Source organism: Cupriavidus sp. 2TAF22 (genome assembly GCF_052115045.1).
Classification (GTDB): Bacteria; Pseudomonadota; Gammaproteobacteria; order Burkholderiales; family Burkholderiaceae; genus Cupriavidus.
In genome coordinates this window covers 13,843-36,479 of the sequence record NZ_JBFRFX010000027.1, presented here as the reverse complement: position 1 = coordinate 36,479, position 22,637 = coordinate 13,843, and the positions used below count along the sequence as shown (strand labels likewise).

The window sequence follows — 22,637 nt, the reverse complement described above, 5'->3', positions numbered from 1 at the left end:
GGAAACGAAATGCGTCAGATACGGGACTGGGCGAGGAAGTCCAGGTCGCAGCCTTCGGGGGCTTGCATGACGGTACGCTGATAGAGCTCCTGATATCCGCCGCGCTTCCGAGGCAGTGGCTTGCGCTCGGCAAGACGGCGTGCGATTTCTTCCGGCTCGACCAGCAGGTCGATGCTCTTTTGAGACACCGACAAGCGAATCCGGTCGCCGTTGCGTACCGCTTCCAGCGGGCCTCCTGCCGCTGCCTCAGGCGATACGTGCAGCACGATGGTTCCGTAGGCGGTTCCGCTCATACGTGCATCCGAGATACGCACCATGTCCTTCACGCCAGCCTTCGCGAGCTTCGAGGGAATGGGAAGGTAGCCGGCTTCCGGCATCCCCGCGGCCAGTGGGCCGGCGTTCTTCAGCACGAGGATGTCGTTGGCGTTGACATCGAGGTCGGGCGAATCGATTCGGTCCGCCAAGTCTTCCAGACTTTCGAAGACAACTGCGCGTCCTTCGGTCTCGAACAGGGAGGGCGTGGCGGCGGCCCGCTTGAAGATTGCACCATCGGGTGCAAGGCTGCCATGTAACGCAATCAGCCCGCCGACATTGCTTACCGGCTGGTCGAACGACCGAATGACCTTTCGGTCAATCCATCCGGCGGGTTCATCGAGGCGCTCGCGAAGTGTGCTGCCGTCAATCGTGAGGCAGTCCAGGTTCAGCAAGGGGCGCAGCTCCCGGAGCACCGCCCCCATACCACCGGCCGCGTGGAAGTCCTCCATATAGCCCTCACCCACGGGCTTAAGGTCCACCAGCACTGGTGTCTCATCCGAAATCTCGTTCAGGCGTTGCGGGCTGATGCGGATGCCGAGTCGCCCCGCAACGGCGGTCAGGTGAATGATTGCGTTGGTCGAACCGCCCAGCGCCATCAGCACCCGGAATGCGTTCTCGACCGACTGCCCGGTCATGATCTGGGAAGGCAGAATGGGAGAGTGCGCCAGTCGCACCGCCGCTCTGCCGCTCTCTTCCGCGGCTACCAGTCGCTGCGAGTCGACAGCAGGAATCGCCGCCGTACCGGGCAATGACATGCCCAGGGCTTCTGCAATGCAGGCCATCGTGCTGGCGGTGCCCATCACAGCGCAGGTGCCCGCCGTGGTGGCCAGTCGCGTTTCCACCATCTGGATTTCGCCCTGGTCAATTTCTCCGGCGCGGAACTTGCCCCAGAAGCGGCGGCAATCGGTGCACGCGCCCAGTCGCTCACCCTTGTGTCGGCCCGTGGACATCGGCCCGGTGACCAGTTGAATTGCGGGACGATTTGCAGATGCAGCGCCCATCAGCTGGGCGGGTACAGTTTTGTCGCAACCGCCAATCAGCACGACAGCGTCCATCGGCTGCGCCCGTACCATTTCCTCGACGTCCATCGACATCAGGTTGCGGTAGACCATGCTCGTCGGGTTAAGGAACACTTCGCCCAGAGAAACAGTGGGGAACATGCGCGGAAGGCCGCCCGCGGCCAGCACCCCACGCGAAACCGCTTCCACCAGTTGCGGCATGTAGCGGTGGCAGTTGTTGAAATCGCTAGGGGAAGCTGCGATGCCGATTACGGGTCGCGAGAGCAGCTCTCCAGAAATGCCCATCGAGTGCGCCATCGAGCGGCGCAGGTAACGCGCGAAGTCACGGTCACCGTAGTTCGTCAGTCCATTGTCGAGGCCAAGCGGTTCAGCCATGTTGGTTCTCCATGTGGGGTGCTGCGGCGCCGAACTGCACGGCCAGCATGTCTTCAAAGAATCGGGTCATTGCGCCCTTGTCGCTGGTACCGTGGCCGGCCAGAAGGCTTATTTGATAGGTCGCGGTCGCGGCAGCAAGGACCGGCATGGGGATGCAGTGGCGCGCACCAAGCTCGGCGGCGCTAACCAGGTCCTTGTAGGCGGCCTTGAGCGGATAGCCGTCGCTGAAGTGGCGTGCCAGGATGCGCGGCAGGAAGAATTCCGAGGCGTAGCTGCGCCCCGTGCCGCTGTTGATGACTGATGCAATCTTCTCCGGGTCAAGTCCCATCTTTCGCGACATGGGCAGGATCTCTGCGAGCGCGGCACAGTTGATATCAAACAGCAACTGATTGACGAGTTTCGTCAGCTGTCCGCTGCCTGCGTCACCCATGTACAGAATGTTGTTGCCCATACGTTCGAGCCACGGCCTGACCGTTTCGAATGTCTCTTCGGCGCCGCCGCACATGACAGTCAGCGTTCCTGCTTCCGCGCGCGATTGCATACCCGACACCGGCGCATCCAGGAACGCGATGCCGGCAGCCGAAAGACGAGCATGGATGTCCATCGTGGCACCGTGCTCCATGGTGCTGGTATCGACGACGATAGACCCCGGGCGAAGCAGCGATGCCAAACCGCCCTCGCCGAACAGCACATCGAGTACTGATGCCGTGCCTGGCAGGCTCAGGAACACGATATGCGCGTCGGTCAATCCGGCGAGGTCTTCAGTCGTCGTAGCTCCCGCCGCCCGCAATTCCGGATAGGCGTCTTGCAGCTTCGACGCGACCAGCAGGTCCGTGTCGGCATGAATAAGGTTCAGCGCCATTGGCTTGCCCATCTGGCCAAGGCCAACGAAGCCAACGATAGTGCGGTCGGACTTTGCGCCAGTCATGCGTCGGCCCTCTCGGAGATTTCAATCAAATTGAGGTCGGGGTCGCGCAGGTAGATCGAGCGAATGCGGTAGTTGGCCCCGGTGCGGGCCACTGGCCCTTCGATGATGTGAGCGCCGCGGGCATTCAGTTGCGCGATGACTTCATCCAGCGCAATCGCCGCGATAAAGCAGAGGTCCAGCGCGCCAGGCACGGGAAGATGGGCCTTCGGCTCGAATTCCTTGCCCCTCACATGCAGATTGATTTTCTGCTCGCCGAACTTGAAGGCTTTGCGGCCTTCTCCGAATGTCTCGAGTGTCATTCCCAGCAGGCCAACGTAGAAGTCTACGCATGCCTGCTCGTTGCTCGTGGTCAGTACGAGATGGTCCAAATGGTGAATCACGGGAGTCTCCTTCTTGCAATTCCGCGAATGAAGCGAATGTATGCGCGCTGGGCGATTGGGCGGAATTCCTAATTTCACATGCATCCTTCGCGTTTTGCGAAGGATGCATGTGCGCTTTCTTGCTAGGATGTGTCCATGTCACAGGACTTCATCAACCCCGCCCGCGTCGATTTCGTCACATTGCGTCTCTTCTGCGCCGTAGCTCAGACCGGCAGCATCACGAAGGGGGCTGAGCGGTGCAATTTGGCGCTCTCGGCTGCGAGCCGCCGCATTTCCGATTTCGAAGCGGCGTCCAAGGCCGTTCTCATGGAGAGAACGGTGCACGGGATACGCCTGACGCCGGCCGGACATGTCGCTCTCCAGCATGCGATGCGACTGTTCCAAGGGTTCGAGCTGTTTAGCAATGAGCTAAGCGAATATTCGAGCGGGTCGCGGGGACACGTCCGGCTATGGGCAAACATGTCTGCCTTGGTCGAATTTCTGCCTTCCGCGTTGGAAAGCTTTCTCCATCTCTACCCGGACACCCGCGTCGAGGTGGAAGAGCAGCTTAGTGGAGACATCGTTCGCGCCTTGGTAGAAGGATTGGCCGACGTGGGAATATTCGTCGAGGGCGCGCCGACACACGGGCTGAACGTGCTTCCGTATCGGACGGACCGTCTGGTCGTCCTTTGCTCCAAGACCCACCCCCTGGCAGCAGTCGACAAAGTCGACTTCCGGAGTTGCCTGTCGTATGACTTTGTCGGCCTGAATCGCGGAAGCTCATTGCTGAACACAATTTCCAGCGCCGCCCACGACATCGGCTTCCCTTTGCGGCTGCGAGTCCAGGTGCGCAGCTTCGACGCGATGTCGGAAATGATTGCCTCGAATCTGGGCATTGGTGTACTGCCGCTCGGAGTTTGCTTCCGGAAGCTGGAGCCTATGGGCTTGAAAGCCATTTGGCTCGAGGATGCCTGGGCAGAAAGACGCCTTCTGATCGCCACGAGCGCTGCCCGCGCGCCTTCCGGCTCGGCCGCACTCCTGGTCGAGCATCTAAGCAAGTCGCCAGATTAAGTGCCCCCGCACCTGCCCGGCGCCCCTCTGGTACGGTGGCAAGAGGCCCCCATTGCGAAGCATTTGGGGGCCGACGAACAGGCAACCTAGGGATACTGAAAGCACTGGACAATGAGGCGACGGTCTCCAGGTGCCATGGAAGCGCCCTGATTGTCGAGAGCTCGGGAGGCGAACTGAACAGCTCCCTTTCTTCACCGCTAAATCAGTACAGGCCGTGAGGCTCAAGCACCTTGCGAAGCCACTCCTGCTCCCTCACGCCGCCCGCGATTTCTGCCATGATTTTCCGCTCGTTCTTCGCGGTGAGGGCGACTGCATCCAGCAGAGCGCTTGCCTGAGACACCGGGAATGAGACTACGCCATCCTCATCTCCAACAACGACGTCGCCTGGAGAGACAATCTGGCCCCCAATCGTCACTGGCGCGTTCATGGACCCCGGTCCCATCTTGTAGGGCCCTCGATGGCTGACACCCCTCGCGTAACACGGGAAATCTGCGTCATGGAACGCGGCCGTGTCGCGGATGGCGCCGTCCAGGACAAAGCCGGCGCAGCCCCGCGCCGCCGCGTATTGCATGATGAGCTCGCCCACAAGGGCGTTCGTACAATCACCGCCGCCGTCGACAACCAGAACGTGGCCGGGTTGCAACTCCATCAAGGCCTTGTAAATCAGGAGATTGTCACCCGGTCGAGCCTTTACCGTGATGGCCGTACCGACAAGCTTGCGGCTGCGGTTGTATCGCTTCAGGCCTGTTACGCCGGACAACCGCTGCAGGTTGTCGCTGATGTGCGGCGTGACCACGTTCCGGAAAGCCTCGATAACTTCGGCAGGCGCGAGGTCTGGAACGGGATTGATTACTAGGTTGGACGTTGCCACTGGCATCTCCTGGAAAGGTCGCGGTGATGTGCGAACTCTCCGGCAACGCCTCACTTCTGTAAATTCCAAATACCGGATGGATTCGATACGCTAAACCTATGGTTAGTCTGGTGGCCCCTATCCCGCCTGGCGTGGCTGGATTAACTTCGACGCAGCCACTTTCCCACTCGAAAGGATGTCGATGGCGGCTTCAACGGCAGGGCTCTGCCTGCTCTTCGACCAGGCCATCGCGGTGGTGACGACATTGACGGCCTCCTTTAACGGACGAACAACAACGCTCTCGGGTGCGGCCTTCTTCATAGACGATGGCACGAGCGCAATACCTTGCCCACAGCCAACAAACGCCACCTGAGTAGCAACGGTTCGTACTTCGTGGAGTATGCGCGGCGAAAAACCCGCGGCGCGGCAAGTTGCGATGATACTGTCGAAGTACGTCGGACTGACAGCACGAGAAAAGATGACGAATGGCTCCTCGGAGAGGCTCGCGAGACGAACCCTGGGCAGGTCCGCGAGCCTGTGGGTCTTCGGTAGAGCAACGGCGAGTCGGTCTTGTTTCAGCGGAACGGCGCCAATGGTTGACCCCAAGTCGCCTTCGAGTCGCGCGAAGGCCAAGTCGATGTCGCCCCTCTCCAGCGCTGGCACCGCGTCGACGCTGTCGATCTCCCTGACTGAGACGGTCAACTGAGGAAATCTCTTCCCCAGTGCGTCAATCAAGCCGGGCAACGTATCGACCAGCGCCGACGAGATCGCGCCAATCGTTAGCACACCCGTGCTGCCGGCAATTGCTTCCTGCACTGCGAGTTCGAGACGGTCCAGTTGCTCTGCGAACTTGCGTACCGCGGGGAGGATTGCCGCCCCAACCGGAGTCAGGGACGCTCCCTTCCTGCCGCGCTCGAAGAGCTTCACTTTAAGCGCCTGTTCCAACACCTGAATCTGCTCCGTCAGCGGCGGCTGGGACATTCCAAGCCGCTTCGCGGCACGCCCGAAATTCCCTTCTTCAGCCACCGCGAGGAACAGATAGAGATGCCGGACAAGCCTGAAGTTAATCATGACGATTGATAGGTTTGGCGTATCGAAAGGTTACTGGATTCGGAATTTACATTCACAACTCTAGCGCCGACAGTATGAACATGGCAACCCCACACACCCTCTCCTCATGAGTACACCTTCACTGCTGGACCGCCTGGCATCGCTCGACACCAATACGGTTTCGGACGCCCTCGACTTCCTCAATCTCCCTGGTGCAACCTTTGGCATTCGCCCGCTTTGGGACTGCCCCAAGATTGTGGGTCGCGCGAGCACCATACAACTTGGCCCCAAGACCGATGCAAAACCGACCGCGCATCTCATCACGCCGGTAGTCGCCCAGATTCAGACTGATGATCGCATTCTGGTAATCGCCGGCGGCATCGATGGCATCTCTTGCTGGGGTGACATCCTCGCCAACGCCGCGGCAGCAAAGCGGGTGCGAGGCTCCGTTATCGACGGCGTGAGCCGCGATATCGAAGGCAGCGAATCCATCGGGTATCCCGTGTTCGGCCGCGGCGTCACGATGATCAGCGCCCGAAACCGCGTGGTGCAGGTCGACGCCGGCAAGCCCGTCGAGTTTGCGGGTGTGGTCGTCAACGAGGACGACTATGTCATCGCAGACCGTTGCGGCACCGTCTTCGTCCCCGCGAGCCGAATTGAGGAAGTGCTCGACCTGGGAGAGCGTATCGCGCGTCGCCAGGACGGCATGGTGCAGGCAGTGCGCGCTGGACGYTCCGTCGAAGAAGTCATGCACGACAAGGAATTCGAAGCCATCAACAGCAAGGAGGCAAAATGACTGACAAGGATCTGGTATCCCTTTTCGAGGGCCTGGACACCCCTGGCGTGTCCGATGCGATGGACCGGCTTGGTCTGCCCGGTCAGTGCCTGGATATTGCGCCGCTGGACAACTACCGCAAGCCTGTGGTCGGCCCGGCTTTCACGGTCAAGTACGTGTCCGCCAGTACCCCTCCCGGCACCGTCGGCGACTTCATTGACGATGTGAACCCCGGCGACGTCATTGTCATCGACAATGACGGCCGCACAGACTGCACAGTCTGGGGCGACATCATGACGCAGTACGCGGGGGCACGCGGCATCGCCGGGACGGTGATTGACGGTGTCTGTCGAGACGTGACGAAAGCTCTCGGCGACGGCTACCCGCTCTTTACGCGCGGCCGGTTCATGCGCACCGGCAAGGACCGCGTGCAGGTCGATTCCGTGAACACACCGATTTCGGTGGGCACTGCCCGCGTCTGCGCTCGCGATATCGTTGTAGCGGATGCCAACGGCGTCGTCGTCATTCCGCGTGAGCGCGCCAAGGAAGTCGCGGAACTAGCACGCAAGATTGAAGATGTGGAATCGCAGATTCGCGAGCACATTGCCAACGGCAAGACACTGGGTGAAGCGCGCGAAGCCCTTGGCTACCATACCTTGCAGAGGAAGGCGTGATGGCAGCCGAACAGCAGCGTTTGAACGTCAATCTTGCCAACGCCCAGCCGTCGGCCACCTACCGCATGATGGACCGCGTCGCAGCAAAGCGCGCGACCGGTGCAAAGATTATTTCCCTGTGTGCGGGAGAGCCCGATTTCGACACGCCGGGTCACATTTGTGAGGCGGCCATCGGCGCCATTCGCAGCGGCCATACTCGCTACACTCAGGTCGCGGGACTGCGCGCCTTGCGGGAAGCCATCGCCGAGAAGTTCAAACGCGAGAACGGCCTCGATACAAGCTGGCAGGACACCATCGTCTGCTCGGGCGGCAAGCAGGTCATCTATAACGCCCTGGCCGCCACGTTGAACACCGGCGACGAGGTCATCGTCCCTGCGCCCTATTGGGTGAGCTATCCCGAGATGGTTCAGCTGTGTGGGGCCACGCCGGTGGTCGTACAGTGTGGCGCCGAGGTAGGCTTCAAGCTGACGCCTGCCGCGTTGGGCAAAGCCATCACGCCGCGCACTCGTTGGCTGATTCTCAATTCCCCATCGAACCCGACCGGTGCCGTCTACTCGCAAGCAGAGTTGGCAGGGCTGGCCGAAGTACTGCTGGCCCATCCCCACGTGCTCATACTGTCGGATGACATCTACGAGCATCTCACCTTCGATGGCGCGCAGTTCCATACCATGGCTCAGGTGGAACCGCGCCTCAAGGACAGGACGCTGACCATGAACGGCGTCTCCAAAGCCTATGCCATGACCGGCTGGCGCATCGGCTTTGGCACCGGGCCGGCCTGGCTGCTCGAGGCGATGGAGAAGCTGCAAGGACAGCAAACCTCTGGCGCCTCCTCAATCTCGCAGCATGCTGCTCTCGCCGCGTTGCAAGGCCCTCAGGATTTCATCTGCGACTCGAAGGCCGTATTTCAGGCGCGGCGAGACATGATGGTGCACCTGCTGAACAATACGCCGGGACTGAGTTGTGCCGTACCGGGCGGCGCATTCTATGCGTTTGCCTCGTGTGAAGGGCTGCTCCGCAAGACCACGCCCGCAGGCACGCTGCTTCGCACAGACGAGGATGTTGCGCTTGCACTGCTTGAGGAAGCGAACGTCGCCGTGGTACACGGCTCCGCATTCGGGCTCGGTCCATACATCCGCATCGCATACGCGCTGGACAACGATTCGCTGCGTAAGGCCTGCGAAGCCATTCGTCGGTTCTGCCTGTCTCTTGAGTGAGATTGGAAGTAGGGTCGGCAACATCACTGGCCCTACGTCGCGACACAACAATATGGCGCCACGGTCGATTGACACTTGTGGAATTCAGGATAACAGCATCCCAATGATAACGACGAACAGAAACACCCGGAAGGAAACTGTATCGATGGAGGTCGACGGCGTGGCGCTTAAAATCGCTGCCATCAGTCGTCCGGGTGAGCGCGCGCCTATCGTGTTCTTGCACGGGTTCGGGTCCACGAAGGAAGACTACGCAGACATCTCCATCAATCGTGCATTCGGTGGCCGTCCCTTCCTTGCCTATGATGCACCTGGCTGTGGAGAGACTGCCTGTGGCGACCTTCGCAAGGTGTGTATTCCCTTCCTGGTCGAGACGGCCAAAGCGATGCTCGCCCATGCAGGCATCGACCGCTTTCATTTGGTCGGGCACTCCATGGGTGGACTCACAGCGCTGATGCTTGCGCATGAGTTGCGCGACCGAGTATTGAGCTTTGTGGACATCGAGGGCAACGTCGCACCGGAAGACTGCTTCCTGAGCAGGCAGATTGTGGACTTCCCCGCCGATGACACTCAAGCGTTCTTCAACGACTTCATCGAACGAAACTGGCACTCCTCGCAGTACTCTTCGCCGCTTTACGCCGCAAGTCTGCGTCACAAGGTCCGTGCGCAGGCGGTGTCCGGCATCTTCACGTCGATGGTGCACCTGTCGGACCATGGCGACCTCATGGGCAAGTTCTTGTCGTTACCTTTCCCGAGGATGTTCATGTACGGTGAACAGAATAGTTATCTGACGTACTTGCCGCTCCTGGCCAAGTCCGGCGTCGAACTCGCGGAAATCAGCGATTGTGGCCACTTTCCGATGTACTCCAATCCGGTGGAGATGTGGCGACGCATCGATGCGTTCGTAACAAGTGCTGAGCGCCGCTGACGTCGCCGTAGCGCCGGAAGGTAGTTGCAGCGGCATGAAACCGGGCCTTGTACTCACATGAACACTCGCTTTCTTGAGAGCTTCATCCTTGTCGTGCAGTTAGGTAGCTTTCGCGCCGCTGCCGAAAAGCTCCACATCACCCAGGCCACGATTTCCAATCGTATTGCATCACTGGAGGAAGAAATCGGCGCCCGGGTTTTTTCCCGAGATGCGGGGGACTTGCGCCTGACGCCGGTAGGCATGCGGCTGATACCGCTTGGCGAGCGGGTTCTCGAGATGCAGAAGTACATCATGCAGCTCGGACAGTCGGACCAGAACGTGCTCGGCAGTGTTCGCATCGGTGCAATTGATACCGTGGTCCACACTTGGCTCGTGGGCTTCATCGAGCATCTCCAGTCATCCTATCCGGGAATTGAAGTCCAGCTGAGTTCTGAGTCCACCGACCGACTGAACAAGAGTCTTCGCGACGGGGATGTCGATATTGCCCTCCAGACCGACCAGCTGGCCGGAGATGGTGTCGTTAGCACGACCTGCCTCCCAATGCGGATGGGATGGGTTGGGCCTGGCAATAAAGGCGAGCGCAAGGTAGCCGTCCGGGAGCTGCTTACCCAACCAGTGGTCACAATGAGCCGTGGCTCTCAGCCTTACCTTGTGCTTAGGGACGTGTATCGGCGCGCTGGTGTGCCAATGGGAAAGGTGCATTGCGTTAATTCGATAGCTGCGCTTGCTCGACTGGTGCGATGCGGTTTTGGAAACGCATTAATACCACTGCCGCCGGTACGCGAGGAGGTTGTCAGGGGTGAGCTGCGGATTATCGAAACTGACATGCCGCTCCCGCCTCAGGGCCTGATTGTCAGCTATCTGGAAAGCCGCGAATCCGACGCCATCAAACTTGTCGCCGAATTGGCTTGCCAGGAAGCAGACCGATTTATGCGCTCAATGCCCGCATCATTCTCGCCGCATTGATGCGGACTCACCGATCCGCACGCAGCATTTCTTGGTTCCGGGAGCACCTTGAGCCCCTCCCAGGGATTACCCTAGCCCCCATATTCCGAATAAACCGAAGTCTTCCATGGCCAGATGAATAGGGATTACCCTCGCCACAAAAGCTCCAGAAGGCACTTGATGCACCAGAAATGCCCCATTTTCGATCGCCCTGGTGCACCAACCCTTAAGGGTCGAAAGAAAGTCTATTAGGTAGTCGAAAAAATTCCCGTTTGTGCCTCACTACGTCGTCTTAGTAGCATTCAAATTACCAAAACGAGCGAGGTGGGGAAATGACAGAGAATAGACTTGGCATGCTTTTTGTCGCATCGGATATTCGCCCTGAAGATGAAATAGATTTCAACGCCTGGTATGACCGGGAACATATTGAAGAGCGGGTCCGGATGGAAGGAGTTATCTCGGCGGCTCGTTATATTGCGGTAACTGGTCGTCCGAAATATCTGGGCCTGTATTGGGCGGAATCGATTTCAGTATTTTCTTCACCGGCATATTCCCATGCCTTCAAGAACCAGACTCCCTGGTCCATGAAGGTACTGCCGAAAATGCTCCTCCCAACGCGCCGGATTGGCGACGTTTCCGCAGACGTCGGTCAAGGCAGTGGAGGTTGGGTCGCAGTGCTCCCGCTGAATGCCGCCACTCCTGACGTGGAAGGGAATTGCAAGAACGTGGGGGCCCTACTTGCGGAAGACAATGCGTTCGTCCGCTCATACCTCATCAGCCCGAATGACGAGCTCAGCCGCCCGCTCCCCCTTGAGGACCTTGCCACGCGCAAGATGCGTCCGCTCTACATCATCGAAAGCAGCAACTCCGCTTCGAACGAAGCTGCCTTGCGCCATGCCATCGAAGCCCTTCCCTGTTCGCCGGCCGATGCAGCCCGCTATCAGCTGACGTGGAAGCTGTCTCGCGAGGAGTTGAAGTAATGGACAACACAACGATTTTTTCGCCAACAGGCGAGTTGGCCAATGTCGCGGCTCCGCGTCAAAAGATGCGGCGCCTCGCTGCCGCGAGTTCAATTGGTACGACGCTGGAATGGTACGACTTCACGGTCTACAACCTCATGGCGGCGCTCGTCTTCAACAGCGTGTTCTTTCCGTCGGTGGACCCGTTGTCTGGAACCATCCTGGCCTTCTCGACCTACGCCGTCGGATACCTGTCACGGCCTTTCGGCGGCATTGTCTTCGGCCACCTCGGTGACAAGCTCGGGCGACGCTTCGTCCTGGTCGCCACGTTGGTGCTGATGGGTGCGTCGACTGGCCTCATGGGTATGTTGCCCACCTATGAAGTCTGGGGAATCTGGAGTCCCATCCTGCTGGTCGCGCTTCGTTTCCTCCAGGGCGTCTCGATTGGAGGTGAATGGGCGGGTGCCGTGCTGCTTTCGATGGAGCATGGCAGCCAGGAACAACGTGGGCGCAATGCATCTTTCGCCCAGGTTGGACCTGCCTGTGGCACGTTGCTAGGTGCGGGCTTCATTACCTTCTTCACCTACTTCCTCCCCACCGAAGCGTTCCACGCGTGGGGCTGGCGGATTCCTTTCCTTTCAAGTGTATTTCTCGTTGCATTTGGTCTGTGGCTGCGCCGCGGCGTGGACGAGACGCCGATGTTCGAGCAGCTCGAGCGGGGCCATAGCAAAGCCAAGATGCCGCTGAAGGAAGTACTCCACAGCTACTGGCGGCGTCTGCTGATTGCGGGTGCCGTGAGAATCGGCTCCGACATTGTCTACGGCCTGCTCGTGGTTTTCACGCTCACTTACGTGACGACAGTGCTCAAGCTGCCTCGCTCTCTGGCGCTGACCGCAACCATGCTCGGCGCTGCTCTCCATGCAGTTTCGGTGCCACTCTTCGGCGCGCTCAGCGACAAGCTCGGCCGGAGATTTGTGTATGGCGCGGGCACCGTGTTGTCGATTGGCTGGGCGTTTGCATACTTTGCGCTGATGAACACCCTCGACCCGGTGAACATCTGTATCGCCGTCGTAGTCGGCATGTTGTTCCAGGCCATGATGTACGGCCCACAAGCTGCCTTTGTGACGGAACAGTTCCCGACGCGTGTCCGGTATGCGGGAGCATCGCTTGCAGCGACGCTGGGCGGCATCATCGGCGGGGGATTTGCGCCCCTCGTCTTCGCCAGCCTCTACAAGACATATCAGTCGTCCACCCCCCTCTCGCTCTACATCGGAGCTGGCCTGCTGGTCACTTTGGCCAGCCTGCTCGCAGCCAAGGAAACGGCTCACAAGCCGCTGGAACACTGACCAGTCCCGGCCGCTGCGTCATTGCGCGGCCGGACCCCGACTCGCAACCGGCATCTTTCAAGCATGACGCTCACACTGGAACTGGCAGCGCCCGACAACACCATCGCTGCCCACATTCACGCCGCGGGCTCCGGCGCGCTCTTGCTCGACGCTTCCACAGGCGCTTTCGACAACGACATCCAGTCATTCCTGCTTTCACTGGCCAGCAAGTTGCGTCAGCGCTTAGGGAAGGCTACGCCGCATGAGGTGATACTCGGCATCAACAACCTCCTCCTGACATTCGACCCCCTCCAGCTTCACCCTCGTAAAGCGCAGGCGCTGATGCGCCAGCTATGGGAGTCCGCAACGCCGTCGCACCGCTGCGGCAGGCATTTCGACATCCCCGTCACCTACGGCGGCGAGTATGGCGAGGACTTGAAGAACCTCGCAGAAGGCGCGGCACTCACCATAGACGAGTATGTCCTTCGGCATAGCTCAGGGGTCTACACCGTTGCGTGCGTTGGCTCAATGCCCGGATTCGCGTACATGACGGGACTTCCGGAAGCGCTTTCAGTGCCTCGCCGAAGCACGCCACGCATGAAGGTCCGGAAGGGCTCGGTGATTGTGGGCGGCAGCCAGGCCGGCGTCATGCCATGCACAGCGCCGTCAGGCTGGCATCTCGTCGGCATGACCGACCGGGAGATGTTTGACGCAACCAAGGACAGTCCGTGCTTGCTCGCGCCCGGGGACACGGTCAGATTCAGCATCAAGGAGATTGTGGCGTGATAGAGATTCTCTCGAACGGTGCGCCAAACGTAGTGCAGGACCTCGGACGCTACGGATGCATGCGTTACGGCGTCAGCCGCAGCGGCGCCATGGACCCTTTCGCCCTGTCAATCGGTAACGCGCTGGTAGGAAATGACCGTGGGGAAGCGGGCATCGAAATCAACCTGTTCCCATTTCGCGTCAAGTTCCACGAGGACACACGTTTTGCCGTGACAGGCGCAGACGCCAAGGCAAGCCTGGACGAACACCGCCTCGCGCCCTGGTGGGGCCGTACTGCTTCGGCGGGGCAGACCCTTGTCATCGAGCGCCCGCGGCGCGGGGCCCGAGCCTACTTGACCATTGGTGGCGGCATCGACGTCAAACCAATCATGGGCTCGAAGTCGACCGACCTGAAAGGCACCTTCGGTGGTGCCTCGGGTCGCGGCTTGATGCGTGGGGACCGCCTGGCGGTCGGCAATGAGCTATCGGCTTCGGACCGTCCCTGGAAGGTCGGGCTCGGCGTGGTTCCTGAGGGCTTGCTCGATTATTGGGATGAATTGAGCACGAACTGCATCACCGTCCGTGTACTGCCTGCTGCGGAGTTCGAGCGATTCACGCCCGAGTCGCAGACGGCCTTCTTGCAAGATGTGTTCAAGGTGACGCCAGACGCAAATCGCGTTGGATATCGACTCAACGGACCGGTGCTGAACCAATCGCAGCACGTCGAACTGCTCTCTCACGGCATCGTCGCAGGAACCATTCAGGTCCCCCCGTCGGGTCAAGCCATCGTCCAGCTTGCAGAAGCTAATACGTGCGGCGGCTACCCGAAGATTGCCACTGTGATTGAAGCCGACTTGTGGAAGCTCTCGCAAGCTCCTATCGGTTGCGGAATTCGATTCGGGCTCACCGACATTGATACTGCGATAGCCGCACTTCAAACGAGACGCGACGAAGAACTACGCATCAGGGACACCCTGGCAATGATGTCCGGGCGCGCCTAGCCAGCCGCCTCCCAAACCTCAACAAGGAACCGAGAATCATGAGCACACAAAATAGCGCCATCGAAGTAGACCTTAATTCCGATATGGGTGAGGGTTTCGGCGCCTACCGTATGGGCGATGATGCTGCCATCCTCGAGATTGTCACCTCCGCCAATGTCGCTTGTGGATTGCACGCGGGCGACCCGGAAATCATGGCGAAGACGTTCGCGCTGGCAAAGGCTCGTGGCGTCGCTGTGGGCGCCCATCCTGGCTTCCCCGACCTGTGGGGCTTCGGTCGTCGCGTCATTCCGTTCACGCACGGCGAAATTGAACGTCTGGTTGCGTATCAGATTGGCGCGGCGCAAGCGCTGTCCCGATATGCCGGTCACCCGATTACCTACGTCAAGGCACACGGTGCGCTCGGAAACCTGACGCAGACTGACGAAGCCGTCGCGAAAGCCATTGCACGTGCAATCAAGGCGGTCGACCCGAGCCTTACCTGCATGACTTTCGCTGGCGCTGCAATGGAGCGCGTGGCTTCCGAGATGGGCTTGTCTGTGCGGCGCGAGGTCTTCGCCGACCGTGCATATACCGAGGAGGGGAACCTGGTACATCGCTCCGTGCCCGGCGCAGTGCTGCACGACGGCGACGAAGCGGCGGCCCGCATGCTGCGGATGGTCCGGGCCGGCGCCATTGAAACTATTTCCGGGAAGCTTCTCCCCGTCCAGATTGACACCATCTGCGTCCATAGCGACACGCCCGGTGCCATCCAGATGGCGGCGAAAGTCCGTTGCACGCTCGAGGGCGCTGGCATCGTGGTCAAGTCATTCAGCTGAGGAACACATGGACCTGAAGTTCGTGCAAACGCTGCTCGACGTCCTTGAAAGCTCAACGGCGCTCAGCGAAATCGAATATGGCGACGGGCAGCGACAGGTGAAGCTCGAGAGGCGCTCATCACGCCCTAGCCCCACCGCCGGGACGTCCGAACAACTTGTGGCGGATCTGGCGCCTGCGTTGGCGGAAGAGGCCGACGGCCCCGAGGCCCCCACGGCGACGACCACTCGAAATAGTGTGATTGCGGGGATGATTGGCACCTTCTATCGCTCTCCTGCCCCGAACCAACCCTCGTTCGTGTCGGTTGGTGACACCGTCGAGGAAGGCCAAACCTTGGCAATCGTGGAAGCAATGAAGCTGCTCAACCCGATTGAATCCGACCGTGCAGGACGGATTGCGGAGATTCTCGTTGCCGACGGCGCGGCGATCTCCGCCGACACACCGCTATTTGTCATCGAGAAGCTGGAGGCAGCCCATGTTTGATACTGTCCTCATAGCGAACCGTGGTGAGATTGCACTGAGAATTCTGCGTGCTTGTCGCAAACTCGGACTCAAGACGGTAGCGGCTCACTCCGAGGCGGATGCCACGCTTCGACATGTCGCATTGGCGGACAAGGCGATATGCATCGGCCCTGCTCCATCGTCGAAGAGCTACCTGAATCACCAAGAGATTCTTCTCGCCGCGAAGGCAACAGGCGCGGGAGCCGTGCATCCTGGATACGGCTTTCTCTCCGAGAATGCCTCGTTTGCTGCTGCAGTCGAGAGCGCCGGACTTGTTTTCGTGGGACCGACCTCCGAATCCATCCGGCTGATGGGTGACAAGGTGAGCGCCAAGCAGGCCATGGCAAAAGCTGGTGTTCCCTGCGTTCCTGGCTCAGATGGCCCACTGTCAGAAGAACCAGACCGCATTGTTGACGTCGCAGAGCGCGTCGGATACCCGCTTATTGTCAAGGCGGCGGGCGGTGGTGGCGGTAGAGGTATGCGCGTCGTCGAGAGCCCTGCCGAGTTGGTCAATGCGGTAGCGGTGACGCGGGAGGAAGCTGGCCGCGCATTCGGGAATCCCACTGTCTATCTGGAGCGGTATCTGAAGACGCCGCGCCACGTCGAAATCCAGATCTTGGCCGACACGCACGGCAATGCCGTCTGGCTGGGTGAGCGAGACTGCTCCACGCAACGACGTCATCAGAAGCTCATTGAAGAGTCTCCGGCACCAGGCATCGCCCGAAGCGAGATAGCAAAGATCGGAGAGCTCTGCGCGCAAGCGTGCGTCCAGATTGGATACCGCGGCGCCGGCACGTTCGAGTTCCTGTACGAAAACGGTGAATTCTTCTTCATCGAGATGAATACGCGTGTTCAGGTCGAGCATCCCGTGACCGAACTCGTCACCGGTATTGACATCGTTGCCGAACAGCTTCGCATTGCGCGCGGCGAGAAGCTCAGCGTGAAGCAGTGCGATGTCTCCTTTTCCGGCCACTCCATTGAATGCCGCATCAACGCCGAGCACCCATGGAAGTTCACGCCCTGCCCCGGAGAAATCCTCGATTGGATTGCACCTGGCGGGCCGGGTGTCCGCGTGGATTCACATGTGTATCCGGGCTATGTCGTGCCACCGCACTATGACTCCCTCATTGCGAAGCTCGTGGTACATGGCGTCACTCGGGAGGAGGCCATAGCGCGAATGAAGGCCGCGCTTGACGAGGTTCGGATCGAAGGAATTCAGACAACTGTGCCATTGCATCGCAAGCTGATGGATGAACCCACCTTCGTCRCTGGCGGCGCAGACATCCACTACCTGGAAAGACTGCTATCGCTGTGGGACGCAGCTTCAAAGGAGGGCAATGATGAACACTGAAGAGCTTACCTCCCTGGTCGCCAGACTTGAGCGAGCCGGCGTTTCGGAGTTGACGTGTGGGGATGGCACTCGAACCTTGACGCTACGCTTTGCCGACGTGGCCGCATCGCCGAGCGATGCACATGGGACGACTGTAACGACCCGCTCAATCGTCGCCCCCCAGCCTGCGCGGCGCAAGGAAGTCCTATCTGATGCAACTGGCGCATTCAGTCGAGCACACCCTCTCGCGGCTGAGACATCTACCGATGCGGTAAAGCAGGGAGACCACGTGGGCTACCTGACCATTGACTCGGTATTGAGCGCCATCATCGCTCCGGCAGATGGGATGGCTGGAAACCAGCTTGTGGACGATGGCGAGACTGTTGGGTACGGCGATGCCGTTCTCGAACTCCACGACGCGTAGTCCGCCCTTGCACCACCCGTAGCTTGCATCCCCCCGAAAGGACAACGTATGAACCGCCTTACCACTACTGTGATCGCCGCTGTTTCCCTTTTCTGCACGCCTTTCATCGCCAGTGCCGCTGACTTAGCGAACAATTACAGAAAGGTACGTCGATCCACCGCTGGAGCGTGCGCTACGCGATCGCGCGCGCAAGTGTCTCCAGATTGTGAACAGCGCACTACATAGATCCTCAGTATCGGGATATTGGGGACACTCTGGTAAGGCAACCCAACCCGCGCCTTATGCGGGACAAGTCCGACATCCCGACACTGCGGCCCTCAAGTCCTTGTCGTGCGAAGGCGGCGCGTCTGTATTGCCCTCGTTGCCTGGCGCAATGTCTTTGGCGCCGCGTGCCTGATAGGAGTCACCCCACTCCCTCAGGCTGATCAGCAACGGCGCGAGCGTTTCACCAAAGGGCGTCAGCTCGTATTCGACCTTTGGCGGGATCTGCGGATAGACATGGCGCGCAACGATGCCGTCCGCCTCCAGTTCGCGCAGTTGCAGCGTCAGCATGCGTTGCGTGGTGTTTGGCATCAGTCGTGTAAGTTCCATAAATCGCTTCTTTTCGCGCAACAAATGAAAGAGGATCAGCGGCTTCCATAAGCCGCCGATCACGGAGAGCGTCACTTCGACGGCGCAGCCACTCTTGCTGTCCAGGCGTTTTGGTCGCATAGCTTTATACCTACATGATTGGTAGTACCTGAGTTAATTGTACGTTCTTGCGGTAATCAACGCAGACCCGGAAAATCATGACGTACGTGGTCGCGGATCTTCCTCGGCCGCGCGCACCGATCAATGCGCGCTCTGGCCTACTCGACGCAGAAGCCGCATCGCGCAGTGCACCCGTCAATCGATTACCAGGAGTTACTTCGATGAAAGCTATTACTTTGCGCCAACCCGCCACATTGGAGCACCTCGAGCGCGTGGATCTCGCCGATCCCGGTTCGCCGGCGCCGGGAGAAATCCGCGTACGCATCCACGCAAGCTCGCTCAATTTCCATGATTTGGGTGTAGTCACAGGACGCATGCACACCGATGACGGTCGCATTCCCATGTCGGACGGCGCAGGCGTTGTCGAAGCGATCGGCGACGGCGTAACCGAATTTTCGGTCGGCGACGCGGTCGTATCGACGTTCTTCCCATCGTGGCTTGACGGCGGTCCGACACAAGCCGATTTTTCGACGACACCGGGCGACGGCGTCGATGGATACGCGCGGGAAGCCGTCGTCCGCCCAGCCCAGTGGTTCACGCTCGCGCCGCGAGGCTACAGCCATACGGAGGCTGCGACTTTGACTACTGCCGGGCTGACCGCGTGGCGCGCCCTGGTTGTCGACAGCGCGCTGAAGGCCGGCGACACGGTGCTTGTCCAGGGTACGGGAGGCGTCTCGATCTTCGCGCTGCAGTTCGCCAAGCAGATGGGTGCGACGGTGATTGCAACCTCGTCGTCCGACGAGAAGCTGGAAAAGGCCCGCGCGCTAGGCGCCGATCACTTGATCAACTACCGACGCGATACCGATTGGGCTGCGAAGGTACTCGAAATCACGAACGGTCGCGGCGTCGACAATGTTGTCGAAGTGGGCGGTCCGGACACGCTGGGACAGTCGATCCGTGCCTGCCGGATCGGTGGCCACATCGCGCTGATCGGCGTATTGACCGGCATTGCCGGTCAAGTGCCGACGGTTTCCCTGATGCTTCGTCAACAGAAGTTGCAGGGGCTCATTGTCGGCAGCCGCAAGAATCAGGTCGACATGGTGCGCGCGATCGACGCAACTGGCATGAAGCCCGCGATTGACCGTACGTTTCCACTCGACGAGATTGCCGACGCGTTTCGCTACCAGGCAGCTGGCAAGCATTTCGGCAAAGTTTGCCTGTCGATTTGAAGATTTGAGCGACGGAAGTCTCGGAGCGCCGTGGGGAATTGTTGCATAAACCCTGGTGCCGTACGGGCAAGTGAGTCCCCTTCCCTCTTCGGGAGCCGCGCATTTTCTGGCGGCTTTGCCGTCTCAACTCGGCCTCGGCGCTGGAAACCACAAGACGATGGTCGAGGGGGACGCATTGCGCAGACGGCGCTTGATATCGCTGCCGTTGCTGCGCAAAAACAAAACGCGGGAACTAGTCCCAGCTCTCAAGACCAACTGATACGCGCCCACCCTGATCCTTGCTGCCGTGCGGCTACGCCCCCCAGCAAGTAAGCGCTTTCTTTGGCGCCATGCCGCCTAGGTGGATTAGGCCACACAGGCCGTTTGGCGACCAACTCAGTTGCTCAGTCCTTGAGTTTCGGAGCTAGGATCACACCAAAGATGACAGCCAGAAAATCCTTGAATGCCTCCTCGTCTTTCGACACCTTTGCTCGGATTAGCGCTCCCTGCCAAGCGTTCAGCACGAACCTACCGAGGACCTGTCGGTCGATCAAATCGCTGATCACTCCCGTGGCCTGCGCCTCCCCGATTACTCTGGCTATTTCGGCAGACCAGCCCCGGTAATAATTCGCAAACTCAACCCTTGCCGCCTCATGGGAGTCGGCCATTTCTGAACTCAGCGAACCCAACAAACAACCACTCCGGTAGCCGCGTTCGCGCACCACCTTCCAATTGGCACGGAAGTGGCGCTTCATCCGTTCCAGTGGCTCATATTTTTGGTCGCGCAGGATTTCGATCCCGTGCTGACTGACGTAGACGCTTAACGCCTCAAGCGCCAGTTCTTCCTTACTTTCAAAATGGTTATAGAACGAGCCCTTAGGCACGCCGGCGGCTTCCGTCAAGTCTTGAACGCTTGAGGCATTGAAGCCTTGCGCCTGGAAAACCTCCAGCGCGGCATCCACAAGCTGTGGTCGAACGCTCACTCTTCCCATGTCTAAATTGGCTCCCGCGCACAGTTCTAGGTCATACCGTCATTGTGCCTGTCTCGAGCGGAATGCACAATATGACCAATCGTCTTATACTACCGACCGCTGCCGCGTCAGTTGGCGTGGGCGAACATCCGTGTAAAAGGAGAGGTATGGGAACGTTCAAAGGCGTACAGGTCACGGAAGTAGACGGCAAGCTCGCGGCTCAGCTCGCGGAGCTGACGGATGCAGACCTCGATCAAGGCGACGTTACGATCAAGGTGGATTACTCGACCGTCAACTACAAGGACGGTCTTGCAATCACCAGGCTCGGCGGCTTCATCAAAAGGTTCCCGATGATCCCGGGTATCGACCTTGCGGGCACCGTCGAAGCGTCGTCCCATCCAGACTTTAAACCTGGCGACAACGTAGTCCTGAACGGCTACGAGCTTGGCGCTACACACCACGGCGGATTTGCGCAGCGGGCCCGTGTACGTGGCGATTGGCTGGTCAAACTGCCGGCGAACATCTCCACTCGTCAGGCGGCCACTATCGGCACCGCCGGGTTCGCGGCCATGCTGAGTGTGCTCGCCCTCGAGCGCGGAGGCGTGCGCGGCGGTGACGTTATCGTCACTGGTGCCGCTGGCGGCGTGGGGTCTGTGGCCATCGCAGTCCTCGCAAAACTGGGCTATCGGGTCCTCGCGTCAACCGGCCGCGCATCCGAAGAGGCTTACCTGCGCTCGCTGGGCGCGGCCGAGATCATCGATCGGGCTACTCTGTCCAGCCCACCACAGCGTCCCCTCGGCGCCGAGCGATGGAGCGGCGCAGTCGACACCGTCGGAAGTCATACGCTCGTCAATGTGCTCGCACAGACCAAGTACGGTGGAACGGTGGCCGCCTGCGGCCTCGCGCAGGGCATGGACCTGACGGGCAACATGGCACCGTTCATCCTTCGGGGCGTAACGCTGAGCGGCATCGACACGGTGAATGCACCTATGGCAATCCGTGAGCAGGCCTGGTCTCGTCTCGCCACGGATCTCGATCCGGGTCTGCTCGACAGCATGGCCACGGTCATCGGCCTGAATGAGGCCGCGGGCCGCGCAGTGCAGGTATTGAAAGGCGAAGTGCGTGGACGCACGCTCGTCGACGTGAACGCCTAAGGCGTTCAGGAGGCCGGGGGCGACAGCGAAGCCATTTGATGAGACAACTGTTGCCCCATTGAAGCTGACCGGTCAGATTAATTTGACGTGCCGTTGAGGCTAAGGCACAGCCGTGTTGTATGAAGCAAGGACACGAAATGACGACAAAGGTTGGGCAGGTCAATGCCCAAAATCTCACCATTGAAGGCAGTAACGGCATCAAGTACGCGTATCGGCGATTCGGCAAGGCCGACGGCAATGCTTTGCCGCTGATCTTCTTCGTCCACTACCGTGCGAACCTGGACAACTGGGATCCGGCGCTCGTGGACGCGATCTCCGAGCAGCGAGAGGTCATCCTGATGGACAACGTGGGTGTCGGTGGCTCCAGCGGCGCGACGCCCAACACCATCCGGGAGATGGCGCACGGCGCCATAGCGTTCGCCGACGCGCTGAAGATTGAGCGCTGCGACCTGTTCGGCTTCTCGCTCGGCGGTTTCATTGCCCAGGAATTCGCGCTGATGCGGCCCCATCAGGTTCGCCGCATGGTGCTCGCCGGGACTGGCCCGCAGGGCGGCCAAGACATGCACATGTACGTGCCCGAAGTCCTGAAGGTTGCACTCGCCGAGAAGAGCGACGCGGAAGATGTCCTGACCATCTTCTTCGAGAGAAGCGCCACCAGCCGCGCCAAGGGTATCGAGTTCCTTCGGCGCCGTCAGTTGCGCCAAACGGATCGCGACCTGCCTGTCAGCATTGCCACGCGTGATGCACACCTCACCGCCATCTCCACTTGGGGCATCCCTGACCCCACGAAGCTGACCCGGTTGGCCGCCATCAAGCAACCTACTCTGGTTGCAAATGGCGACAACGACATCATGGTGCCGACCGTAAACACCCACTTGCTGGCGCAGCACATCCCGAACTCGACGCTAAGCATCTACCCGGACGCGGGGCATGCATTCCTGTTCCAGTACCCGGAGCAGTTCGCTGCCGAAGTCAACACCTTCCTCGGGCAATAAG

General features: G+C 60.0%; 24 protein-coding genes. 17 read left to right on the top strand and 7 right to left on the bottom strand.

Annotated elements, in window-relative coordinates; translation table 11 throughout:
• Nucleotides 1-14 precede the first annotated feature (14 nt).
• Genes AB4Z48_RS27735 through AB4Z48_RS27725 form a run of 3 tightly spaced genes read right to left on the bottom strand, consistent with a single transcriptional unit; the run spans nucleotide 15 to nucleotide 3,017 of the window.
• Nucleotides 15-1,709, bottom strand: coding sequence for an IlvD/Edd family dehydratase (locus tag AB4Z48_RS27735; protein ID WP_441619911.1), 1,695 nt, complete (start codon nucleotides 1,707-1,709; stop codon nucleotides 15-17).
• A complete protein-coding gene (locus tag AB4Z48_RS27730; protein ID WP_441619909.1) occupies nucleotides 1,702-2,637 on the bottom strand; it encodes an NAD(P)-dependent oxidoreductase in 936 nt (311 codons plus the stop codon). The genes AB4Z48_RS27735 and AB4Z48_RS27730 overlap by 8 nt, the downstream gene beginning before the upstream one ends.
• On the bottom strand, nucleotides 2,634-3,017 hold the full coding sequence (locus tag AB4Z48_RS27725; protein ID WP_441619907.1) for a VOC family protein: 384 nt from the start codon (nucleotides 3,015-3,017) through the stop codon (nucleotides 2,634-2,636). The genes AB4Z48_RS27730 and AB4Z48_RS27725 overlap by 4 nt, the downstream gene beginning before the upstream one ends.
• A 135-nt stretch (nucleotides 3,018-3,152) precedes the next feature.
• Between AB4Z48_RS27725 and AB4Z48_RS27720 the strand changes: the two genes are divergently transcribed.
• Entirely contained in the window at nucleotides 3,153-4,067 is a 915-nt protein-coding gene (locus AB4Z48_RS27720) for a LysR substrate-binding domain-containing protein (protein WP_441619905.1), read from the top strand.
• 202 nt (nucleotides 4,068-4,269) lie between these two features.
• Here the strand turns inward: AB4Z48_RS27720 and AB4Z48_RS27715 are convergent, their stop codons facing one another.
• Together AB4Z48_RS27715 and AB4Z48_RS27710 are read right to left on the bottom strand one after the other, a co-directional pair.
• The gene (locus AB4Z48_RS27715) at nucleotides 4,270-4,944 is read right to left on the bottom strand and encodes an RraA family protein (RefSeq protein WP_441619903.1); all 675 of its coding nucleotides are present in this window, start codon (nucleotides 4,942-4,944) and stop codon (nucleotides 4,270-4,272) included.
• Between the two features lie 111 nt (nucleotides 4,945-5,055).
• Nucleotides 5,056-5,988 carry a LysR family transcriptional regulator gene (locus tag AB4Z48_RS27710; protein ID WP_441619901.1) on the bottom strand — a complete coding sequence of 311 codons (933 nt, stop codon included), beginning with the start codon at nucleotides 5,986-5,988 and terminating at the stop codon, nucleotides 5,056-5,058.
• A gap of 106 nt (nucleotides 5,989-6,094) precedes the next feature.
• On the opposite strand from AB4Z48_RS27710, the gene AB4Z48_RS27705 reads away from it, so the two are divergent.
• The 13 genes from AB4Z48_RS27705 (at nucleotide 6,095) to AB4Z48_RS27645 (ending at nucleotide 17,618) form a co-directional block, all read left to right on the top strand.
• Nucleotides 6,095-6,763, top strand: coding sequence for an RraA family protein (locus AB4Z48_RS27705; RefSeq protein ID WP_441619899.1), 669 nt, complete (start codon nucleotides 6,095-6,097; stop codon nucleotides 6,761-6,763).
• Nucleotides 6,760-7,416, top strand: a complete 657-nt coding sequence (locus AB4Z48_RS27700) for an RraA family protein (RefSeq protein ID WP_441619897.1) — start codon at nucleotides 6,760-6,762, stop codon at nucleotides 7,414-7,416. Before AB4Z48_RS27705 ends, AB4Z48_RS27700 begins: the two co-directional genes overlap by 4 nt.
• Nucleotides 7,416-8,630: a pyridoxal phosphate-dependent aminotransferase gene (locus AB4Z48_RS27695; protein WP_441619895.1), complete on the top strand. Its 1,215-nt coding sequence runs from the start codon at nucleotides 7,416-7,418 to the stop codon at nucleotides 8,628-8,630. Before AB4Z48_RS27700 ends, AB4Z48_RS27695 begins: the two co-directional genes overlap by 1 nt.
• Before the next feature lie 145 nt (nucleotides 8,631-8,775).
• A complete protein-coding gene (locus AB4Z48_RS27690) occupies nucleotides 8,776-9,555 on the top strand; it encodes an alpha/beta fold hydrolase (protein WP_441619893.1) in 780 nt (259 codons plus the stop codon).
• Between the two features lie 57 nt (nucleotides 9,556-9,612).
• Nucleotides 9,613-10,521: a LysR family transcriptional regulator gene (locus AB4Z48_RS27685; RefSeq protein ID WP_441619892.1), complete on the top strand. Its 909-nt coding sequence runs from the start codon at nucleotides 9,613-9,615 to the stop codon at nucleotides 10,519-10,521.
• Between the two features lie 332 nt (nucleotides 10,522-10,853).
• Nucleotides 10,854-11,480, top strand: coding sequence for a hypothetical protein (locus AB4Z48_RS27680; RefSeq protein ID WP_441619890.1), 627 nt, complete (start codon nucleotides 10,854-10,856; stop codon nucleotides 11,478-11,480).
• A 65-nt stretch (nucleotides 11,481-11,545) separates the two neighbouring features.
• Entirely contained in the window at nucleotides 11,546-12,805 is a 1,260-nt protein-coding gene (locus AB4Z48_RS27675) for an MFS transporter (RefSeq protein WP_441620020.1), read from the top strand.
• A gap of 63 nt (nucleotides 12,806-12,868) precedes the next feature.
• A complete protein-coding gene (gene pxpB / locus AB4Z48_RS27670; protein ID WP_441619888.1) occupies nucleotides 12,869-13,570 on the top strand; it encodes a 5-oxoprolinase subunit PxpB in 702 nt (233 codons plus the stop codon).
• Nucleotides 13,567-14,550 (top strand): biotin-dependent carboxyltransferase family protein, encoded by a 984-nt coding sequence (locus AB4Z48_RS27665; RefSeq protein ID WP_441619887.1) that lies wholly within the window; start codon nucleotides 13,567-13,569, stop codon nucleotides 14,548-14,550. The genes pxpB and AB4Z48_RS27665 overlap by 4 nt, the downstream gene beginning before the upstream one ends.
• A gap of 38 nt (nucleotides 14,551-14,588) precedes the next feature.
• Nucleotides 14,589-15,365: a LamB/YcsF family protein gene (locus AB4Z48_RS27660; RefSeq protein ID WP_441619885.1), complete on the top strand. Its 777-nt coding sequence runs from the start codon at nucleotides 14,589-14,591 to the stop codon at nucleotides 15,363-15,365.
• 7 nt (nucleotides 15,366-15,372) lie between these two features.
• Nucleotides 15,373-15,846: an acetyl-CoA carboxylase biotin carboxyl carrier protein gene (locus tag AB4Z48_RS27655; RefSeq protein WP_441619884.1), complete on the top strand. Its 474-nt coding sequence runs from the start codon at nucleotides 15,373-15,375 to the stop codon at nucleotides 15,844-15,846.
• A complete protein-coding gene (gene accC / locus AB4Z48_RS27650; protein WP_441619882.1) occupies nucleotides 15,839-17,215 on the top strand; it encodes an acetyl-CoA carboxylase biotin carboxylase subunit in 1,377 nt (458 codons plus the stop codon). The genes AB4Z48_RS27655 and accC overlap by 8 nt, the downstream gene beginning before the upstream one ends.
• Before the next feature lie 268 nt (nucleotides 17,216-17,483).
• Complete coding sequence (locus tag AB4Z48_RS27645; RefSeq protein ID WP_441619881.1) at nucleotides 17,484-17,618, top strand: hypothetical protein; 135 nt, start codon at nucleotides 17,484-17,486, stop codon at nucleotides 17,616-17,618.
• A 279-nt stretch (nucleotides 17,619-17,897) separates the two neighbouring features.
• On the opposite strand, the gene AB4Z48_RS27640 is transcribed toward AB4Z48_RS27645, so the two are convergent.
• Entirely contained in the window at nucleotides 17,898-18,329 is a 432-nt protein-coding gene (locus tag AB4Z48_RS27640) for a winged helix-turn-helix transcriptional regulator (protein ID WP_441619879.1), read from the bottom strand.
• Nucleotides 18,330-18,529: 200 nt separating this feature from the next.
• Here AB4Z48_RS27640 and AB4Z48_RS27635 point away from each other — a divergent pair, with 200 nt between their 5' ends.
• On the top strand, nucleotides 18,530-19,537 hold the full coding sequence (locus tag AB4Z48_RS27635) for a zinc-dependent alcohol dehydrogenase family protein (protein ID WP_441619877.1): 1,008 nt from the start codon (nucleotides 18,530-18,532) through the stop codon (nucleotides 19,535-19,537).
• Between the two features lie 383 nt (nucleotides 19,538-19,920).
• Here the strand turns inward: AB4Z48_RS27635 and AB4Z48_RS27630 are convergent, their stop codons facing one another.
• Nucleotides 19,921-20,508, bottom strand: coding sequence for a TetR family transcriptional regulator (locus AB4Z48_RS27630; protein ID WP_441619875.1), 588 nt, complete (start codon nucleotides 20,506-20,508; stop codon nucleotides 19,921-19,923).
• A 146-nt stretch (nucleotides 20,509-20,654) separates the two neighbouring features.
• Here AB4Z48_RS27630 and acuI point away from each other — a divergent pair, with 146 nt between their 5' ends.
• Together acuI and AB4Z48_RS27620 are read left to right on the top strand one after the other, a co-directional pair.
• Complete coding sequence (gene acuI / locus AB4Z48_RS27625) at nucleotides 20,655-21,641, top strand: acrylyl-CoA reductase (NADPH) (protein WP_441619873.1); 987 nt, start codon at nucleotides 20,655-20,657, stop codon at nucleotides 21,639-21,641.
• A gap of 137 nt (nucleotides 21,642-21,778) precedes the next feature.
• Nucleotides 21,779-22,636, top strand: a complete 858-nt coding sequence (locus AB4Z48_RS27620; RefSeq protein WP_441619871.1) for an alpha/beta fold hydrolase — start codon at nucleotides 21,779-21,781, stop codon at nucleotides 22,634-22,636.
• Nucleotide 22,637 lies beyond the last annotated feature (1 nt).

What these genes read in the sequence shown, in the direction of transcription:
- AB4Z48_RS27735 (WP_441619911.1), bottom strand. Translation starts at nt 1,709, where the DNA reads ATGGCTGAACCGCTTGGCCTCGACAATGGACTGACGAACTACGGTGAC.
- AB4Z48_RS27730 (WP_441619909.1), bottom strand. Translation starts at nt 2,637, where the DNA reads ATGACTGGCGCAAAGTCCGACCGCACTATCGTTGGCTTCGTTGGCCTT.
- AB4Z48_RS27720 (WP_441619905.1), top strand. Translation starts at nt 3,153, where the DNA reads ATGTCACAGGACTTCATCAACCCCGCCCGCGTCGATTTCGTCACATTG.
- AB4Z48_RS27715 (WP_441619903.1), bottom strand. Translation starts at nt 4,944, where the DNA reads ATGCCAGTGGCAACGTCCAACCTAGTAATCAATCCCGTTCCAGACCTC.
- AB4Z48_RS27710 (WP_441619901.1), bottom strand. Translation starts at nt 5,988, where the DNA reads ATGATTAACTTCAGGCTTGTCCGGCATCTCTATCTGTTCCTCGCGGTG.
- AB4Z48_RS27700 (WP_441619897.1), top strand. Translation starts at nt 6,760, where the DNA reads ATGACTGACAAGGATCTGGTATCCCTTTTCGAGGGCCTGGACACCCCT.
- AB4Z48_RS27695 (WP_441619895.1), top strand. Translation starts at nt 7,416, where the DNA reads ATGGCAGCCGAACAGCAGCGTTTGAACGTCAATCTTGCCAACGCCCAG.
- AB4Z48_RS27690 (WP_441619893.1), top strand. Translation starts at nt 8,776, where the DNA reads ATGGAGGTCGACGGCGTGGCGCTTAAAATCGCTGCCATCAGTCGTCCG.
- AB4Z48_RS27685 (WP_441619892.1), top strand. Translation starts at nt 9,613, where the DNA reads ATGAACACTCGCTTTCTTGAGAGCTTCATCCTTGTCGTGCAGTTAGGT.
- AB4Z48_RS27680 (WP_441619890.1), top strand. Translation starts at nt 10,854, where the DNA reads ATGCTTTTTGTCGCATCGGATATTCGCCCTGAAGATGAAATAGATTTC.
- AB4Z48_RS27675 (WP_441620020.1), top strand. Translation starts at nt 11,546, where the DNA reads ATGCGGCGCCTCGCTGCCGCGAGTTCAATTGGTACGACGCTGGAATGG.
- pxpB (WP_441619888.1), top strand. Translation starts at nt 12,869, where the DNA reads ATGACGCTCACACTGGAACTGGCAGCGCCCGACAACACCATCGCTGCC.
- AB4Z48_RS27660 (WP_441619885.1), top strand. Translation starts at nt 14,589, where the DNA reads ATGAGCACACAAAATAGCGCCATCGAAGTAGACCTTAATTCCGATATG.
- AB4Z48_RS27655 (WP_441619884.1), top strand. Translation starts at nt 15,373, where the DNA reads ATGGACCTGAAGTTCGTGCAAACGCTGCTCGACGTCCTTGAAAGCTCA.
- AB4Z48_RS27640 (WP_441619879.1), bottom strand. Translation starts at nt 18,329, where the DNA reads ATGCGACCAAAACGCCTGGACAGCAAGAGTGGCTGCGCCGTCGAAGTG.
- AB4Z48_RS27635 (WP_441619877.1), top strand. Translation starts at nt 18,530, where the DNA reads ATGAAAGCTATTACTTTGCGCCAACCCGCCACATTGGAGCACCTCGAG.
- AB4Z48_RS27630 (WP_441619875.1), bottom strand. Translation starts at nt 20,508, where the DNA reads ATGGGAAGAGTGAGCGTTCGACCACAGCTTGTGGATGCCGCGCTGGAG.
- acuI (WP_441619873.1), top strand. Translation starts at nt 20,655, where the DNA reads ATGGGAACGTTCAAAGGCGTACAGGTCACGGAAGTAGACGGCAAGCTC.
- AB4Z48_RS27620 (WP_441619871.1), top strand. Translation starts at nt 21,779, where the DNA reads ATGACGACAAAGGTTGGGCAGGTCAATGCCCAAAATCTCACCATTGAA.